The sequence below is a fragment of the Polynucleobacter sp. KF022 genome (assembly GCF_027924105.1).
GTDB lineage: Bacteria > Pseudomonadota > Gammaproteobacteria > Burkholderiales > Burkholderiaceae > Polynucleobacter.
The window spans coordinates 318314-335246 of the sequence record NZ_AP026972.1; the positions used below are offsets into that span (position 1 = coordinate 318314).

Consider the following 16933-nt stretch of genomic DNA (forward strand, 5'->3'; position numbering starts at 1 on the left):
ATTGTCTTTTATGCAAATAGTCATCCCCATGTCTGGTTTCGGCGAGCGCTTTCGCCGAGCTGGCTATACGATTCCAAAACCGCTTATTGAGGTCGATGGTAGGCCATTTATTGGGCATGTAATTGATTTGTTTCCGGGCGAAACAGATTTTATTTTTATATGCAACAAAGAGCACCTAGATAATAATGATTATCAGATGGCTAAAACCTTAAATAAACTTTGCCCTTCGGGTCGAATTGTGGGGATTCCCTCCCATAAGTTGGGGCCTATTAATGCGGTGCGTCAAGTAGAGCACTTGCTTGATCCAAATCTTCCCGTGGTGGTGAATTACTGTGATTTTACCTGCTACTGGGATTGGAACCATTTTAAATCTTTTGTGTTGCGAACATCTTGTGCTGGGGCAATCCCAGCGTATAAAGGGTTTCATCCGCACACATTAGGCAGTACAAACTATGCATATATAAAGGAGGAGCCCGGCAGGCAGGATGTTGTGTCGTGGGTCGCCGATATTCAAGAAAAGCAACCCTTCACTGATAATCGTATGCAAGAGTTTGCTTCTAGTGGAACTTACTATTTTTCTAGCGCAAAAATCATGAGCGAGTCATTTAGGGAGGTTATGGCGCAAAACCTCAGTGTAGGCGGCGAGTTTTATGTTAGCCTTGCCTTTAAGCCCATGTTAGCTCAAGGCAAGAAAATCGCAGTGTATCCTTTGCAGCATTTCATGCAATGGGGAACGCCAGATGATCTCTCGGAATATAACGCTTGGTCCGCTACATTCAAGCAATTACAAGCCCATCAAGAGGCGTCTCCTCCCTCTGGTTCATTGGTTGTTCCGATGGCAGGAATGGGTAAGCGTTTTGCTGATGAGGGTTACAACCTCCCAAAACCGCTGATCCCTGTTTTTGGGAAAGCCATGGCAGTACAAGCAATCACTGATTTACCTCGCTCCAAATACCAATCCCTTGTATTGCGAGCTGACATGCCGGGGCTCACTGACATTAAAGAATCTCTCAATGCGAAATTTCCTGAGGCAATTATAACTATGGTGCCTGAGATCACTGAGGGTCAAGCATGCACAGCACTCATTGGGTTGGATGCTCTAGAGAAAATAGGTGCTAGTGATTTATCGCCCATTACTTTTGGTGCTTGCGACAACGGCGTATTGTTTAATCACAAAGCTTACCAGGCACTTATTAACAATTCAAATATTGATGTCATCGTTTGGGGTGCTAGAGGCCACACCAATGCTATTCGTAAGCCAACTATGTTTGGTTGGATTGATGCAAAAGAAGATGGATATATCAAGGCTATCTCTGTTAAAACACCTTTGGCTTCACCGGCGACGGACCCAATTGTAATTGGAACTTTCACCTTCAAAAAGGCGAATGAAGCAAGAGGCGCTATCAACAGATTGATTGCCCGCGATGGACGCATCAATGGCGAGTTCTATTTAGATTCTTGCATTAATGATGCAATTGCCATGGGCCTACGCTGTTATCTGTTTGAAGTTGATAGCTTCATTTCTTGGGGGACTCCCAATGATCTCAAAACGTTTGAATATTGGCAGTCGTGTTTTCATAAATGGCCCCATCATCCCTATAGCCTTGACCTTGATTCCAGGGTAAGCCAATCTGCCCTTGAGGGGCTAGCTATGCGTTTTGCACCGCTAGTGCCATCGCTATCACATGATTAGACGAGAGATAACTATCTTTTTGGTCGTAGGGCTACTTACAGTAGCCATTGATTTTTCGATCTATTACAGCCTAATTTACTTAGAATTAGACAGTGTGAATATCTCCAAGGGTATGGGTTTTATCGGAGGTTCCATTTTTGCTTATTTTGCTAATCGCTTTTGGACGTTCAAAGACCAAGATGCTCCTTCCGGAAGTATCCTTAGATTTGCCATAGTTTATATCGTTGGCTTGAGTGCCAATGTTTTAATCAATCATTTCAGTATTTTCATGCTCAATCATTTCGCCAGCCACAATGATTATTCAAGAGTGATTTTCTGTGCATTTGTATTGGCAACGGGGGTATCTGCCGCCCTAAATTTTCTGGGAATGAAGTTTTTCGTCTTCTCGAGTCGATCTAGGGCTTCACCTTCTTTTCTGGCCTAATGCTTGTTTTTTTTCGTTAATCTTTTAAATTCCCCTTGTGAAGCTTTCTCTCATCATTCCTTGTTATAACGAAGCAGAGAATTTGCCGCTCTTATTGGAGCGCTGCTCAACTTTATCCGATAAATCTGATATTGAAGTAATCTTAGTAGATAACGGCTCTACTGATAATAGCCCTGAGGTGCTTGAGAAGCTTCTGCCGATATACCCGCACTGCCGTGCTGTTCGTGTGCCAGTGAATCAAGGCTATGGTTTTGGTATTTTGTCGGGACTCGACGCCGCCAAGGGAGACGTATTGGCTTGGACGCATGCAGATATGCAAGCAGATCCTAAAGACGTTCTGAGGGCTTTTGAATTTTTCAAGCTTCATGGCAATCATATTTATGTCAAGGGTCAGCGCATTAAACGGCCTTTAGCGGATGTTTTTTTTACTGCGAGCATGAGTGTATTTGAAACCTGCCTATTGCAAACTAAGCTATGGGACATCAACGCTCAGCCCAATATGTTCTCTAAAGAATTTTTTGAGAGCTGGCGGAATCCACCACATGATTTCTCTTTAGATTTATATGTCTACTTTAAAGCTCGCACTCAAGGTCTGACAGTTTATCGTTTTCCCGTAGAATTTGTTGAGCGCGCTCATGGGGTTTCCCACTGGAATGTTAATTGGGCATCAAAAATGAAATTTATTCGCAGAACTATCGAATTCAGTTTTGAGTTAAAAAAGAGGCTGTCCAAATGATGTTTATCTCTCATCGGCGCAACACGATTGAGGAATTAATTGCTACGCCACTAGAATTTGGTGTTGAGGTAGATATTCGTTCGAATAATGGACGCTTAATTATTCATCATGATCCACTCAAGGAGGGGGTCGATTTTGAAGAGTGGCTTATATGCTATAAACATCAAACTCTAATCCTCAATGTCAAGGAGGAGGGTTTAGAAGCTCGCCTCATTGAGCTTATGCAGAAATACCTTATTTCGGACTACTTCTTTTTAGATCAGTCTTTCCCTTTTCTAGTTAAGTGGTCTAAGTTGGGGGAGCGTCAATGCGCTGTTCGCGTTTCAGAATTTGAATCGATTGAAACTGCGCTTGCATTGGCTGGCGAGATTGATTGGGTTTGGGTTGACTGCTTTACCCGTTTTCCGCTTTCTAGCGAAGATGCTAGACGATTGAAGAGCGCTGGCTTTAAGCTTTGCTTGGTCTCGCCGGAGCTGCAAGGCAGACCATTTAGTACGGAAATTCCGTTACTAGTTAATTTGCTGCATGAGCGATCTATTTGTGCGGATGCCATTTGTACGAAGCAAGCTGAATTATGGAAAGAGTGTCTTAAGAAAATAGCGGTAAGAGGTGGGCAGTAAATATGAAACTAATCCTGAGCTACTTCAATAATCCGCTATTTATTGCCGGACTGATGCTAAGGCTTTCTTTAATTGCTTTTGTGTTGCCTGCGCCTGTTGGTGACTGGTATGTCCCATTTCTAAGTAGTAGTATTGGCAACTTTTCCTTGGACCCATGGCAAGGATGGCTTGCTAAAGGTGGAGTCCCCATTGCTTTTCCATATGGCTATGCGATGTGGCTATTTTTACTCCCCTTAAGTCTGTTTTGCAAAGCGATATCAATTCCTGTGATCTATGGTTATGGTCTTAGCCTAATTGTTGCTGATTTTGGTTTACTCATACTGCTGCGTAAATTGCTCAATACCAAAGAGACAATGCTACTAGCGATCTACTGGCTCTCCCCCATTAGCTTGATTGCAAGCTATTGGCTTGGCTATAACGATATCGTGCCAGTATTCTTATTGGTGGGGGCTATTTACTGCATTAAAGAGCGCCACCTTGGCTTATCTGGCTTTTTACTGTTTGCTGCCATCTCCGCTAAGCTAAGTATGGTCTTAAGTCTACCTTTCTTTCTAATTTATCTTTTTCACAATCGTGCTTTACGTCAGATCTTTAGTCGCTTTTTCTCTGGAATTGGAGTAGGTTTTTGCCTCTTTTTCTTACCATTTTTATGGTCTAACGCTGGCTTATACATGCTTGCAAGTAACCCTGAGTTAGAAAAAATCTACCAACTTTCAATCAGCCTGGTCCGCAATACCGCAGTATATTTGGTGCCACTATCTTATCTTCTTATGCTTTATGCGGCCTGGAGAGTTAAGCGCATGAATTTTGAACTCTTTAATGCCGTTTTAGGGATAGCATTTTTATTGGTGGTCCTGTTGACACCAGCATCACCGGGCTGGTTTATTTGGATACTGCCGTTACTTGTAGGCTATCAAGTCTCTAGCGATCGAGCTGCGATTTATATCACATCACTTTTTTCAATTCTTTATGCTTTAAGTGCAATACTTTTTACTGATGCACATCAACTTGACTTTATCGTACCTGCACTAGGGATAACCAACCTTTCTTTACTAAACACTCGCCTAGCCTCCTTAACTCATACTGCTCTCGTAGCTACAGGTATTGTTTTAGCAGTGCGCATTTGGCGCGAGACTATCAGTCGAAATGATTTTTTTAGACTGAGTCGCAAGCCTTTTGTGATTGGTATAGCGGGAGATTCGGGTGCCGGCAAAGATACCTTTTCAAATGCTATCAGCAACCTTTTTGGTTCGCATTCTGTTGCTGCTATCTCTGGTGATGACTACCACTTATGGGATCGTCATCAACCTATGTGGCAGGTTATGACACATATTAATCCAATGGCTAACGATCTAGAGAGTTTTGCCAAAAATTTAATTTCGTTGACTGATGGCAGATCTATTCAGGCAAGTCACTATGATCACAATACTGGAAAGATGGGTCGGCCATTCACAGTTCGTAGTAACGACATTATCATTGCCAGTGGATTACATGCCCTATATCAGCCGATTTTACGTGAATGCTATGATTTAAGTATCTATTTAGATATCGATGAAGAGTTACGTACTTATTTCAAAGTGCAGCGCGATGTGAACATGCGTGGCTACACAATAGAGCGTGTTCTCGAGACGTTAGCCAAACGTAAACCAGATTCTGAAAAATTCATCAAACCACAAGCAGCCTATGCAGATCTAGTTTTTAGTTTGCACCCAATTCATTCTACGACTCTGTTGCAGGCAAGTAAGCAAAAACCTCCGCGATTAAAGCTTTTGATTAAATCTCGTCATGGCTTTAATGAGATCTCGCTAAAACGCGTGTTGATAGGTGTTTGTGGATTGCATGTTGATATGAGCACTCATCATGAAACATCCGAGATCGTACTGAGTGTTGAAGGGGAATCAACAGCGGAGGATATCAAATTGGCGGCTGCTCTTATTTGCCCTCGAATCTTCGAATTTTTAGATCTTGAGCCTCAATGGCAAAATGGGGTTCTTGGCCTGATGCAGCTCATCACTCTATCCCATATCAATCAAGCACTTACTAGAAGATTCATATGATTAATATCAATGCCCAAAATCGCTTTACACAACTGCCTAATGCCGTTTTGTTTGATACCGACAATACTCTTTATCCATACGATCCAGCCCATACAGCTGCGCAACAAGCCATCAAGGAAAAAGTAATGAATACTTTTTCTATTAGCGCTAAAGATTTTGATACGGCCTTTAGTGAAGCACGCAAACAAATTAAAGCTCGTCTGGGTCTAACTGCATCGTCACATAGTCGCTTACTTTATTTGCAGCGTATGTTAGAAATTATGGGATTAGGATCACAAGTACTACTGGCGCTTGATTTTGAGCAGACCTATTGGCGCACTTTTTTAGCCAATGCAACTCTTTTTAATGACGTAAAAGAGGTGCTGGATGATCTTCGTCTACTAGGAATTCCTACTGCAATCGTGACTGATCTGACTGCGCAAATACAATTTCGTAAAGTGGTTTATTTTGATTTAGATCGCTATTTCAACTATATAGTGACGAGTGAAGAAGCTGGGTTTGATAAGCCCCATGAAGCCCCTTTTCAAATAGCTTTAGAGAAAATGCAGCCGAAAGGTAGTTGTATTTGGATGATTGGTGATAATCCAATTAATGACATTCAGGGTTCCAAAGAAAAAATTAATGCGGTGACTCTGCAAAAAATACATGATGGTGTTGAGTTAGGTAGGGGTCCTAATACCCCTGATGCTAGCTTTACTGATTTTAAAGATCTACGTCATTTACTAACCAAAATAGCTAGCGCAACTGCTTAAAGATAGACGGACTGTTTATGACAATACTTGAGCGAGATATCAAAAAATTCTGCGCAGCACTTGGTAGGGATCCTCTCCTGGTTCAGGGGGCTGGCGGTAATGTGTCATGGAAAGAGCGCGATATTCTCTGGATAAAGGGATCTGGCACCTGGTTGGCTAACGCCGAACAAGACGACATTTTTGTCCCAGTTAATTTACCTGAGCTATCTTGCGCCTTATTGGTTAAAGATTTTAATGTATGCCCACAGCTGATTTGCGAGCATACTCTGCGACCATCAATTGAGACTACCTTGCATGCCCTGATGCCCCATACTATTGTGATACATCTGCATGCTATACATGCTTTGACTTATCTCGTTCATAAAAATAGTCAAAAAATTATTAGTGAGTTATTTGAAAAAATAACAGATGAGAGGCTCCATATTGCTTTTGTTCAGTATCACAAGCCGGGACCCTATTTAGCGCGAGCGGTACAAGAAGTGCTAATAAACAAGCCGAATGCCAACATCGTCTTTTTAAAAAATCATGGAATTGTCATTGGGGCTGACTCAATCGGTGAAATAAAAAAATTGCTTGATGCATTGTTAGCAATATGCGCCCCAGAAGAGTTTCAGAATAGAGAATTGAGTGAGCAAACATTACCCAATGTTCCGCATGAGTTAAAAGGGGAGTATGAATCTTTTGCAGATATTGAAGTCCAGGCCCTCGCAATTAATTTAGATCTTTACAAAAGATTAGAGACAGATTGGGCGCTCTTTCCTGATCACGTTGTATTTCTTGGCCCTAAAGCATTTACATATTCTTCTTGGAATCATTTTTTGGAATCCCAAGAAGAATGTCGTCAGCCTCCAGAACTGATTTTTATAAAAAAAATTGGAGTTTTTAATAAAAAAAATGGCTTTAGTTTGGCCAAATCAGTTCAATTGCGATGCTATTACGATCTATTGAGTTATATAAAAAACGATGCGAGTTTGAGCCCATTAAATGCTAATGAAGTAGAGGCTTTATTAACTTGGGATGCTGAGAAACTTAGGCAAAAAATGTCAAAGTAGGGGTGAAAGTAGGTTAGATACACAAAAAATATTCAGCGCAAAGTTAAGATTATTTAATTAAAAACTTCATTTACATGATAACCAATCATCTTAATGAGCAATTAAAAAATTATTAATAGATGAATTTGGTATTCAACCACATTAATCAGAGTAGAAAATAAACACCTGATCGCCACAGGATCCGTAGTAACTAAGCTTTACTTTTTTACCCAAAGATTCAAAGTTGTATGGGTTCTGTATATTATTTCTTGAAAACAATATTATCGTTGGTTCATCACTAATCTCAGATCCCCAATGAAGTTTTTCTGTGTGAGTTGGAAATAATTTTTTTGCCCTATAACCAAAATCAAGTTTATTAATAATTACTTTTGATTCAATATTTGGAATGGATTTGTTCAGGCAGACTTCAGTTTCATTTAAACCTCTATAAAATTCAATCGAACTCATTTTCTCTGAAATTTGCCTACTTGTATAAACAATATTTTTATATGAATTAAATCCTACTATCAATATCAATAGAAAAATGAGAACTCTAGTCTTGCCTGAATTGATGGAGCTAATTTTATAATCAGAAAAACAAGCTATCAGCGCTGGAATCAAGGGAAACCAATACCAAACATACATTGTATTTGTTGAAGAAGTTAAGATTATTGAAACAACAAAAAAAGAATAAAAAATAATAATATTAAGTCTATTGTTTTTTTGAAATAAAACAAATGTAAGTATTACTAGTAACAGCGGATTTAAAAACATTTGCGAAAAAGAGCCTAGCATTACATTATCCCAGGCCCAGTTCAAAGAAAATAAATTGGCTTCAATTTTTTCCAAGGAAATTTTATTGAGGATACCGCTTGAAATATCACCACTTACATTGCTTGAGGATGTTAAGTGCATTAAATAAAGATCGATATTTAATGGATTGGATAGCCATAATCCCAGGGCAAAATATAATATATAAATTGGAAAATTCTTTGCGGGAACTTTGACTTTCAATATGAGTAATAAATAATAAAATAAAATAAAAGGGGCGATAGTTATTTTAATTCCTAAACCCAGCCCTAAAAGAACGTTAGATAATTTTAATTTTCTGTATTTCAAGCAAATCAAAGACAACGTGCAAATAAATACAATTAAAATTTCAGGGCCAACTAGTTTTCCTGTCCAAAATGCATATGGAAATGAAATATACAGTAAGAAAAATATTAATCTCCCAATTTTGTCTTCAATTAATATAGGAATTAATAATACTGGCGTTATAAAGAATAATAAAAATACTAATCTTATTAAAATTTTATAGTGTAAAATTTTTAGTAAAAACCAATAGATTGAGCCGTAATCAATTGGTGGGGGCTGCCTATCTAAAAGACTAAATCCATGAGAGACTCCAATATAATTAAGCTCATCTGGAACCATACTTAAAGTATTTGCAAAAATAAATACTTGAAAAGCGATATATATAATCAATAGTATTAAAAAATACTGATCAAAAATATTTTTTGAAAGACTTATTTTATCTTTTATCATTTGTAATACTGATTTTATCAATGAATGTTGAAATATAATATGCTCTATTTTTTAATAATTTAAGCGATTGTATTGCAAGAATTCATTTGGGCCTTAGATTTCTGGGCCATAAGCAAACTTTTATAAAACCATCGATGGAAAATTTTCTTCTTGTTGTGCCAACTTTTAATTGTGAAAAACAAATTTCTAGGGTTGTAGAGCAATTCGCTTTATGTGGCGCCTCTGTATTCAAGGAAATGATCATTATCGACAATAGGAGTGAGGATGGCACCATTGAGGTCTCAAAGGCAGCAATTGAGCGATTGGCACAATCTAAGATCTCAATTTATTTAAATGATAAAAATTTTGGTCTTGGGGGCTCTCATAAGGTAGCTTTTAATTACTGCCTTTCCATGGGCTATGATGGAATAGTCATATTACATGGTGATGATCAGGGAAGATTGATGGACATAATCCCTTATATTTTAGATCCGTCATTCTCTGATGATCAGTGTTTATTGGGGGCAAGATTTATGTCGAATTCTAGAGTGTCTGGATATAAAAAAATACGAACTATTGGGAATATTATTTTTAATATCTTATACACCATGGTTACAAGGTCCAGGGTCTATGACATGGGCTCGGGCCTAAATTTTTTTAGTTCGAAAGTTATCTCTAGTTTTGACTACAAAAAAATGCCAGATGATTTAACGTTTAATAATGCATTCCTGCTTGCGCTTTTAGCTAACCAACAAAAGATAAAATTTTTCCCCATTTCTTGGCGCGAAGAAGATCAGGTATCGAATGCTAAGTTGTGGAGTCAATCATTGAGATTGCTCAAATATCTCGTCCTGTATTTGCGTAGTCCATTGCTTTTGTTGAGCACTGATTTTTCGAATCCATCTAATAAGTTTTATTCATCAAGTAGAGTTCCAATGTTAGGTGAGATATGCAAATAAAGATTGTTATTACCGGCGGTGCTGGTTTTGTTGGCTCGCAGCTTGCTGCCAAGCTTGTTGGTTTAGGTGGTTATGAGGTTGTAATTATTGATAACTTAGCCGATGGGCACGTTGATAATCTGCTTAATAGCAGAGGATTAATATGTCCCTTGGTAGTAAAAGATGTAAGAAGTGGGGAAATAGCAGATGATATCAATGGCGCAGACGTTGTAATTCACCTTGCTGGCACTTCATCGTTACCACAATGTCAAGTTGATCCAGCCCTTGCATATGATAACAATGTTACTGGCCTTGCAAATGTATTGGAGATTTCAAGAAGAGCTAATGTGAAAAGAGTCATATTTTCATCAACTTCCGCAGTTTATGAAAATAATATAAAAATGCCTTTTTCCGAGATGGATCATGTGAATCCAAATCTAATTTATGCTTCAAGTAAATTAGCGGGTGAGCAACTCTGTAAATCTTTTGCAGAAACTTACGGTCTAGATGTTATTGTGGCGCGATTTTTTAATATTTTTGGTGAGCATCAAGATATACATAGAGCAATGCCACCTTTTATATCTTATTTAGCAAAGGAGGCATACTTTGGGAGAGAGCCAGTCCTTTTTAATAACTCAAGCAGCTCAAGAGATTATGTATATGTTGATGATGTTTTGGAGTGCCTAATGCGTATGATGGGCGCGCGCTCTAAATTTAAGGGTGATATTTTTAATGTTTGCACTGGAATTGCATACTCAGTGCCGCAGATTGTTTCCTTGTACTCAAAAATTTCAAATAAAAAAATAATCCCACTCTACAAGGATGCAAATCAATTTTGGGATAAGTTTCCAGCATTATTTGCTGCTGATGGTTTGAAACTAAGCAGTGAACGAATTGAAGCTGAGGTTTATAAGAATTCGGTTGGAGATATTCAAAAGACTTATGATTTTTTTGGTTTTAAAGCATCCACAACTTTAGAGGCGGGGCTTAAAAAAGTTTACGAATTCTCTTTGGCTAATTTGGCAAAATGAATCTTGTAATAATGGCTGCTGGTAGAGGTAGCCGGTTTTTGCATAGAGGTATCTATACGCCTAAGCCAATGGTTAAGTTTTTGGGTAAGCCACTTTTTTGGTGGGCCACCCAAAGTGCGCTTACAGGGGCCCCATTCGCAAGTCTTCATTTTGCTGTATTGCGCGAGCATGTTATCAGTCATGCGATAGATAAAGCAATCTTGGCATGCTACCCAAGCGCCAATATTAAGGTGATTGATTCACTTACAAATGGTGCGGCAAGTTCTGCGGCGCAGGTTGTTCAAAGTTTTAAAAACATCAACAGCCCAGTGGCATTTGTTGACTGTGATCTCGCCTTTTCGTTTTTAAAATTCCAACCCCTATTCCCGTCTTTAATTAAAAATTGCGCTGCAAATTTGTGCGTATTTGAATCCGAAAATCCTGCATACTCCTATATTAAGTTTGATGGTTCGGGGAATATTACTGGAACGGTTGAAAAAAAAGTGGTGTCAAGGTATGCAATTGCAGGTCTATATTTTTTTTCAAGTATTAGATGCTTTTTAGACTCATACAATTCGTATTGCAGTCAATCTCATTACCCTGAGTTATACATGAGTGGGGTATTTAACGAGATCTTAGCGCGCGGCGGGTTGGTTGAAACGATCCCACTGCTAACACACGTTTCATTAGGAACTCCCGAGGAGTTGCTGATTGCTGAAAATAATACAAATAATCTGCCAGCTTGGTTTAGTTATGAAGCTTGATTTTTTTGTCATCGGAGCAATCTTATTTTATCTGGGGCTTATCGTTAGGGGGGTTAGGTGGCAATTACTTCTGCCTGCAGATGGAGCCCTTATAAAAAGTCGATTAGTGCTCTATTGCTCAATAGGTGGTTTAGTTAATGGAATTCTACCCTTTCGGATTGGTGATCTTCTTAGGGCAGCATTACTTTCAAAATTTGAAAATGTTCGGATCATATCCTCTTTGGCCTCCGTCTTTATTGAGCGGATGACGGATTTGGCCGCTCTTTTAGTGATTGTGGGCCTATATAAAATCTTTTTTAATGGTGTGTTAAATGGCGGAGATTTTTTTATTGCAATGGCCATCTTGCTTGGGCTTTACTGGGCTGCAATTAGTTTTAGCAAACGCTGCAGAAAAATTGTCTATTTATTTTCCTCAATTTGGAATGAGCAGATTAAAAGTTTAATTTTAGATTTTTTATGGACAATTATCAATCAAATAAATCATGCTCGATTTTTGACAATCAGATATATCTCACTAACAATAATAATGTGGACCTTATATGTGTCTTCATATTTCTATTTTTATAAGGCACTTCAGATTTCACCATTTATTGAAGTATGGAATCTATTTCATGGTGATCCAATACGTGAGACCTTAAAGACGAATCTCATTTTTTGGGAGTGGGACCTGGTAACCACATTGTTCATGCTTTATTTGCTTTTACCGGTTTTATTAACGAGTATATTTTTGATGCTCAGAATCGAGTTAAGACGCAGGCTTGGCAATTTGAAGTTACTTAACGCTGCCTCTTCTTTTACAACAATGGTTGCTGACGGAGTTCCAATGGCATTTTCGGGATCCCAGGCCTACCAGAGGTTTTTAATTGCCTACTTCTCTGGCGAAAATACTCCAATAAATAGATTAGGAGAGGCTAAGACTTTTGATTCTAATTTGACAATTACCAGATTATTTTCCGGAGGGTCCGGAGCTGTAACTGCAGTTGTAGAGGCTAAAGGACATCTAAGTATCATGAAAATGGCTGAAGGAGAGTTGGCCCCAAAGCTTATCTCGGAATATGAGTGGCTTAAATCTACTGCAACATATCTCCCGGTAGTAAATGTTCTTAAAGTTGAAGTTTTAAAAAATTTCACCTCATATATGATGCCATATGAGCCAGGAGCTTTAGATTTATATGAGTGGTTACATACAGCCCATATAAATAAGGGCAAGAGTATTCTGATTCAAATTATTGACTCGATATCAACTTATCATAAAAATAATTTGAGGCAGCAGGATGAGTCGAGCCAAAATTTATTGCAAGAATATTTGAATGAAAAGTTAAGAAAAAACTATTTTTACACAAAATCAATGCTTGAAAACTTTTTTAATTTAGAAAGTTTTTTTATCAACGGAGATAAGTATTCATTCGAAGAGTGGGATTTTTTATTAGATTTTGATGGGCTAAAAACATTTTTTTTGAATACTCAGCAATCTGATATTCATGGTGATCTCACTATTGAAAATATTATTATGAGACCTGATGAGTCGTGGATGCTGATCGATCCAAACCCGCTTACTTCGTACAAAAGCCCGCTGATGGATTGGGCGAAGCTTTTGCAGTCCTTAAATATGGGTTATGAATTTTTAAATAGACAAAGTAATTGTGATTTTGATTCACGATCTATTAAATTTATTAGCAACAAATCACATGTTTATCATGAGTTACACAATATTCTGTTAGATCGATTAAATTTTGAATATGGCAATATCGGTGTGAGGGAAGCAAAGCTTCATGAAATAATTCACTACCTTAGATTGATTCCATATAAATTCAAAAAAAGCGAGGAAGGTGGAATGCTTTTTTTTGCAGTTACATGCAAGTTAATTAGAGATTTTAAGGTCACATATGCCATTACTTGAGGCGGTTCTTGTGGATTTTGATGGGACTTTGGTGGATAGCGAGTTGGCAAATGCCAGTGCTTACGCATCTGCACTAGAGGAATTTGGTTTTTTTAAGGGGGCTAGCGAGATTGTCGGAGTGATTGCTGGAAGACACTGGAGTCAATTTTTGCCAATTATTATGGGTAAGCAATATTCGATCGATATCGGTAAAAATATTTCGGAATTGAAGAGAGAAATTTATCCAACTTTTTATGCTGAAATAACACCAAACCTTCCTCTATTAAGTCTTCTGGAGACATTGAAGAAAACAATTCCAATTGCAATAGTGTCAAATAGCGCTCGAGAGTCTATTTTGAAAATCCTCAATTATTTAGATATTGAACATATTTTTGATCAAATAATTTCTGCAGATGATGTCAGTAGGCCAAAGCCCGAGCCAGATATGTACATATTTGCACTTAAGCAAATGGGGGTATCTGCGTCAGGATCGCTGGCTTTTGAGGACAGTGCTACTGGTTTTTTAGCTGCTAATGCGGCTGGAATACCCTGTATAAATTTCTCCAGCTATAACTTTTAGAGGATTAGATCCGATAGTTAATGATTCTATTCATAAAACAGTTTATTAGATTTGGCTTGATTTCAGGAATAGGCTTTATTTGTGACTTATTGGCGTACTTTCTCTTTTTAAGTGCAAATTTTGATCCTTTTAATGCAAATATTTTAAGTTCTGCTTTGGCGGTAAGTTTTGTTTATATAGTTGCTGGGAGGTTTATTTTTATAGAAAATAAACTGACATTGGTTAAATATATTTTTTGGTTACTATATCAATTAGTAAATATTATTTTATTTTCATTTATAATATCAATTTTAGTTAATATAGGTATACATCCAATTATTTCAAAGCTGATTATCATACCTTTTAGTTTTCTTTTAAATTATATGGCTATGAAATTAATTTTAAATAAAGCCTAATTTAATTATGATTAATTCTTTAAAAGAAAGGTACTTAAATAAAAGCAACTTATTAAATATATTGCTATCTTTGCTGTATTTAAGTATTACCTTGATTTTTCTTTATCTTTCTATTTTAGCTAATAGCGATCTTTTGGGTGGAAGACATGAATTATTTGTGGATGAAAGAATTACCTTTGATGGCGTAAAAAATATTCTCCATCCAATCAGTTTTAAAAACTTTTTATGGTCAATCTTAAACGGCGGTGATCAAAGGTATGGAAGGATTCTTTGGAATTCAATTGCTTTTTTTGCATTTATTCCAGATTTAATTTTTGGATCTTCAGGCCAAATATTTTCCGGGCGAATACTTCAAACTTTTTTGGTAATATCAACATGCCTAGTTTTTTCGTTTGGGCTGCTAAGGACTTGGCTATTTAGGATAATCTTAGCGCTTTCTTTGTATACATTGCCATATGTTGATTACTACGCAACAATGCCAAAGCCGGAGCCCCTGCAGACATTATTTTTGGCTTTATTTATTTTATTTTTATTTAAATATAAATTTAATTTTGGTTGGCATTACATATTTGCTGGACTTGCTTTTGGAGCGAAAATTTCAACCTTATTTCCATTGGTTGCAATAATTGTATTTTCCTTATACACATATAGATTTAGCAGCAGGTATTTTAGAGTTTATCTTGTGACTACAGGATATTTTTTAATTGGCCTTGCAATTGCAGTACCTATTTTAATTCTGCCAATACTATTTATTATTATCGGATTTTTTATTACTTTAAAGATTAATAGAGAAGTTGATATTAAACCCCAAAATTTTTTATATTTAATATTATTAACTATCGCTCTAATATTAATCTTCTATAATAATGGTATTCATGCTTGGTTAAACGGTACTTTTTACAATACTAGTCATGGCGCCGATAGATTGAGCACTGGCTTTATCGAGTGGATTAATTACTTTCTTGATGTGTGGTTTATTTCACCAATTGCTATAAACATTGCATTAATTTCATCATTATTTATTTTCCTTTTTTTGGGAACTTCAAGATTTACTTTTGCAATAATATTATCTGGTTTCGCATCGATTTTAGGCATCTTTTTGTTCTCACATCGACTTTGGGGCTTTTATTTATATCCCGGAATGGTTATTTTAATATTTGGAGTTTTATTGGCGATTGAAAATAAATTTTTGGTTTATAGAATTAGACTTCTTAGCTCTACTGCCTCAATCATTTTTTTATGTTTATTTTTGCAAATTATTTTTATTTACTGGATGCCGAATACTATAAAAAACTTTTATGTTTTGAGTGCCAGAACTAAGAATCAAGACTATATTTTTGATAGCTTGTCTTATGCGGAAGCCATTGAGACTTTGGGAAATTTAAGTCGCGAAAAGGGGCGCCCAATAAATGTTATGTATTCGCCTGCACTATTTTGGGTTGAGTCAACTGCTAATTACACTACCGAAGAGTTTTGGGGGCCCTATACAAGGTGGAGTGAGCCTTTTGATGCGGTTTTTTTGCATCGTGATAGCACGCCACAAGGTCCAAAATTTCCAGTGGATTCCCCTCTTTATCAAAGCTATTTATATGAGCAGCAAGGTTATAGAGACCATGTTGTATTTGAAAGAGGGGCATCATGCAATCTAAAGCCGTGTTTTTATCGTGCATCTACTATGCCTAATGGCGGTCAAATTCTAATTTACATAGGCAAGTAATTTATGCTGTTTTTAACTTTCGTTAAATCATTTGAGTCTATATGGATATAGATCTATCAATAATCACTGTGAACTATAATTCTGGCGACGATCTTGAAAAAACTGTTAAGTCAATTTCTCCCCTAATTAGCTTCTTAAATGCAGAGTATATTTTAATTGATGGTTTGTCAGATGATGACAGCTATTCACGCTTAATAGACCACACTGTATTTGATGTAGCTATCTCTGAAGTAGATGGCGGAATATATGATGCGATGAATAAAGGGATAAAGCTTTCTCGAGGGAAATGGATTTGGTTCTTAAACAGCGGTGATTTAGCTTTAAAGTCTGCAAGATGTTTAAAGCCTTACTTGGACTCGGGCAATAAAAGCATTAATTTACTGTACGGAAATTTTATGACCGTTTCTGGGTATGAAGTTGATCAAAATTTGAGTCTTAGAATGCTTTTAACCGGAATGATAAATCATCAAACTATTGTTTATAGGCGAGATATATTGGATTCCTTTGATTTAAATTATGGCCTGTGTGCGGATTTTGCCCATCTACTTAATTCTTTTCAAAAAATTTGCCCCCTAAAAATTGATGCACCCCTTGCTGAATACAATCTTTACGGGAAGTCATCAAGCTTTACTAGGTCTGATAGGGTAAAAATTTGGTTATACCGCTGTAAGGCTTTTTACAATTCAAGCCTACCATTATTGTTTAGGTTAACAGGTATGTTATTTAGCTTAGGAGTATGTTCTATTAAGGCGTTTTTCCCGCTTTGTGGCTCCAGAACTCTTGAATTAAGAAAAAACATCAATAAATAGAGAG

The 16933-nt window shown here is 37.2% G+C and carries 16 protein-coding genes; 15 read left to right on the forward strand and 1 reads right to left on the reverse strand.

The genetic code is table 11. From position 1 onward, the window contains the following. Positions 1 to 10: 10 nt before the first annotated feature. From PKF022_RS01730 to PKF022_RS01760, 7 genes are read left to right on the forward strand one after another with little or no spacing between them, the layout of a single operon-like run. Positions 11 to 1693, forward strand: coding sequence for a hypothetical protein (locus PKF022_RS01730; protein ID WP_281776970.1), 1683 nt, complete (start codon positions 11 to 13; stop codon positions 1691 to 1693). Next, positions 1686 to 2117: a GtrA family protein gene (locus PKF022_RS01735; protein WP_281776971.1), complete on the forward strand. Its 432-nt coding sequence runs from the start codon at positions 1686 to 1688 to the stop codon at positions 2115 to 2117. The genes PKF022_RS01730 and PKF022_RS01735 overlap by 8 nt, the downstream gene beginning before the upstream one ends. Positions 2118 to 2154: 37 nt before the next feature. Beyond that, a complete protein-coding gene (locus tag PKF022_RS01740; RefSeq protein WP_281776972.1) occupies positions 2155 to 2853 on the forward strand; it encodes a glycosyltransferase family 2 protein in 699 nt (232 codons plus the stop codon). Then, positions 2850 to 3473: a phosphatidylinositol-specific phospholipase C/glycerophosphodiester phosphodiesterase family protein gene (locus PKF022_RS01745; protein ID WP_281776973.1), complete on the forward strand. Its 624-nt coding sequence runs from the start codon at positions 2850 to 2852 to the stop codon at positions 3471 to 3473. Before PKF022_RS01740 ends, PKF022_RS01745 begins: the two co-directional genes overlap by 4 nt. A gap of 2 nt (positions 3474 to 3475) precedes the next feature. After that, positions 3476 to 5530: a uridine kinase gene (locus PKF022_RS01750; RefSeq protein ID WP_281776974.1), complete on the forward strand. Its 2055-nt coding sequence runs from the start codon at positions 3476 to 3478 to the stop codon at positions 5528 to 5530. After that, positions 5527 to 6282: an HAD family hydrolase gene (locus PKF022_RS01755; protein WP_281776975.1), complete on the forward strand. Its 756-nt coding sequence runs from the start codon at positions 5527 to 5529 to the stop codon at positions 6280 to 6282. The genes PKF022_RS01750 and PKF022_RS01755 overlap by 4 nt, the downstream gene beginning before the upstream one ends. Before the next feature lie 17 nt (positions 6283 to 6299). Then, positions 6300 to 7334: a class II aldolase/adducin family protein gene (locus PKF022_RS01760; RefSeq protein WP_281776976.1), complete on the forward strand. Its 1035-nt coding sequence runs from the start codon at positions 6300 to 6302 to the stop codon at positions 7332 to 7334. A 141-nt stretch (positions 7335 to 7475) separates the two neighbouring features. Here the strand turns inward: PKF022_RS01760 and PKF022_RS01765 are convergent, their stop codons facing one another. Continuing rightward, the gene (locus tag PKF022_RS01765; RefSeq protein ID WP_281776977.1) at positions 7476 to 8858 is read right to left on the reverse strand and encodes a hypothetical protein; all 1383 of its coding nucleotides are present in this window, start codon (positions 8856 to 8858) and stop codon (positions 7476 to 7478) included. Positions 8859 to 8992: 134 nt separating this feature from the next. Here PKF022_RS01765 and PKF022_RS01770 point away from each other — a divergent pair, with 134 nt between their 5' ends. Genes PKF022_RS01770 through PKF022_RS01805 form a run of 8 tightly spaced genes read left to right on the forward strand, consistent with a single transcriptional unit; the run spans position 8993 to position 16929 of the window. After that, the gene (locus PKF022_RS01770; RefSeq protein ID WP_281776978.1) at positions 8993 to 9796 is read left to right on the forward strand and encodes a glycosyltransferase family 2 protein; all 804 of its coding nucleotides are present in this window, start codon (positions 8993 to 8995) and stop codon (positions 9794 to 9796) included. Then, entirely contained in the window at positions 9787 to 10806 is a 1020-nt protein-coding gene (locus PKF022_RS01775) for an NAD-dependent epimerase/dehydratase family protein (protein ID WP_281776979.1), read from the forward strand. The genes PKF022_RS01770 and PKF022_RS01775 overlap by 10 nt, the downstream gene beginning before the upstream one ends. Next, a complete protein-coding gene (locus tag PKF022_RS01780) occupies positions 10803 to 11549 on the forward strand; it encodes a sugar phosphate nucleotidyltransferase (protein WP_281776980.1) in 747 nt (248 codons plus the stop codon). The genes PKF022_RS01775 and PKF022_RS01780 overlap by 4 nt, the downstream gene beginning before the upstream one ends. Then, on the forward strand, positions 11539 to 13449 hold the full coding sequence (locus PKF022_RS01785) for a lysylphosphatidylglycerol synthase transmembrane domain-containing protein (RefSeq protein WP_281776981.1): 1911 nt from the start codon (positions 11539 to 11541) through the stop codon (positions 13447 to 13449). Before PKF022_RS01780 ends, PKF022_RS01785 begins: the two co-directional genes overlap by 11 nt. Beyond that, positions 13436 to 14008 (forward strand): HAD family phosphatase, encoded by a 573-nt coding sequence (locus PKF022_RS01790; protein ID WP_281776982.1) that lies wholly within the window; start codon positions 13436 to 13438, stop codon positions 14006 to 14008. The genes PKF022_RS01785 and PKF022_RS01790 overlap by 14 nt, the downstream gene beginning before the upstream one ends. 20 nt (positions 14009 to 14028) lie before the next feature. Further along, positions 14029 to 14403, forward strand: coding sequence for a GtrA family protein (locus PKF022_RS01795; RefSeq protein ID WP_281776983.1), 375 nt, complete (start codon positions 14029 to 14031; stop codon positions 14401 to 14403). Positions 14404 to 14410: 7 nt separating this feature from the next. Further along, entirely contained in the window at positions 14411 to 16120 is a 1710-nt protein-coding gene (locus PKF022_RS01800; RefSeq protein ID WP_281776984.1) for a hypothetical protein, read from the forward strand. 41 nt (positions 16121 to 16161) lie between these two features. Then, the gene (locus PKF022_RS01805; RefSeq protein WP_281776985.1) at positions 16162 to 16929 is read left to right on the forward strand and encodes a glycosyltransferase; all 768 of its coding nucleotides are present in this window, start codon (positions 16162 to 16164) and stop codon (positions 16927 to 16929) included. Positions 16930 to 16933 lie beyond the last annotated feature (4 nt).

Coding starts and splice junctions, on each gene's coding strand:
- PKF022_RS01790 (WP_281776982.1), top strand. CDS start 13,436: ATGCCATTACTTGAGGCGGTTCTTGTGGATTTTGATGGGACTTTGGTG.
- PKF022_RS01795 (WP_281776983.1), top strand. CDS start 14,029: ATGATTCTATTCATAAAACAGTTTATTAGATTTGGCTTGATTTCAGGA.
- PKF022_RS01765 (WP_281776977.1), bottom strand. CDS start 8,858: ATGATAAAAGATAAAATAAGTCTTTCAAAAAATATTTTTGATCAGTAT.
- PKF022_RS01775 (WP_281776979.1), top strand. CDS start 9,787: ATGCAAATAAAGATTGTTATTACCGGCGGTGCTGGTTTTGTTGGCTCG.
- PKF022_RS01750 (WP_281776974.1), top strand. CDS start 3,476: ATGAAACTAATCCTGAGCTACTTCAATAATCCGCTATTTATTGCCGGA.
- PKF022_RS01755 (WP_281776975.1), top strand. CDS start 5,527: ATGATTAATATCAATGCCCAAAATCGCTTTACACAACTGCCTAATGCC.
- PKF022_RS01770 (WP_281776978.1), top strand. CDS start 8,993: ATGGAAAATTTTCTTCTTGTTGTGCCAACTTTTAATTGTGAAAAACAA.
- PKF022_RS01805 (WP_281776985.1), top strand. CDS start 16,162: ATGGATATAGATCTATCAATAATCACTGTGAACTATAATTCTGGCGAC.
- PKF022_RS01780 (WP_281776980.1), top strand. CDS start 10,803: ATGAATCTTGTAATAATGGCTGCTGGTAGAGGTAGCCGGTTTTTGCAT.
- PKF022_RS01785 (WP_281776981.1), top strand. CDS start 11,539: ATGAAGCTTGATTTTTTTGTCATCGGAGCAATCTTATTTTATCTGGGG.
- PKF022_RS01730 (WP_281776970.1), top strand. CDS start 11: ATGCAAATAGTCATCCCCATGTCTGGTTTCGGCGAGCGCTTTCGCCGA.
- PKF022_RS01760 (WP_281776976.1), top strand. CDS start 6,300: ATGACAATACTTGAGCGAGATATCAAAAAATTCTGCGCAGCACTTGGT.
- PKF022_RS01735 (WP_281776971.1), top strand. CDS start 1,686: ATGATTAGACGAGAGATAACTATCTTTTTGGTCGTAGGGCTACTTACA.
- PKF022_RS01745 (WP_281776973.1), top strand. CDS start 2,850: ATGATGTTTATCTCTCATCGGCGCAACACGATTGAGGAATTAATTGCT.
- PKF022_RS01800 (WP_281776984.1), top strand. CDS start 14,411: ATGATTAATTCTTTAAAAGAAAGGTACTTAAATAAAAGCAACTTATTA.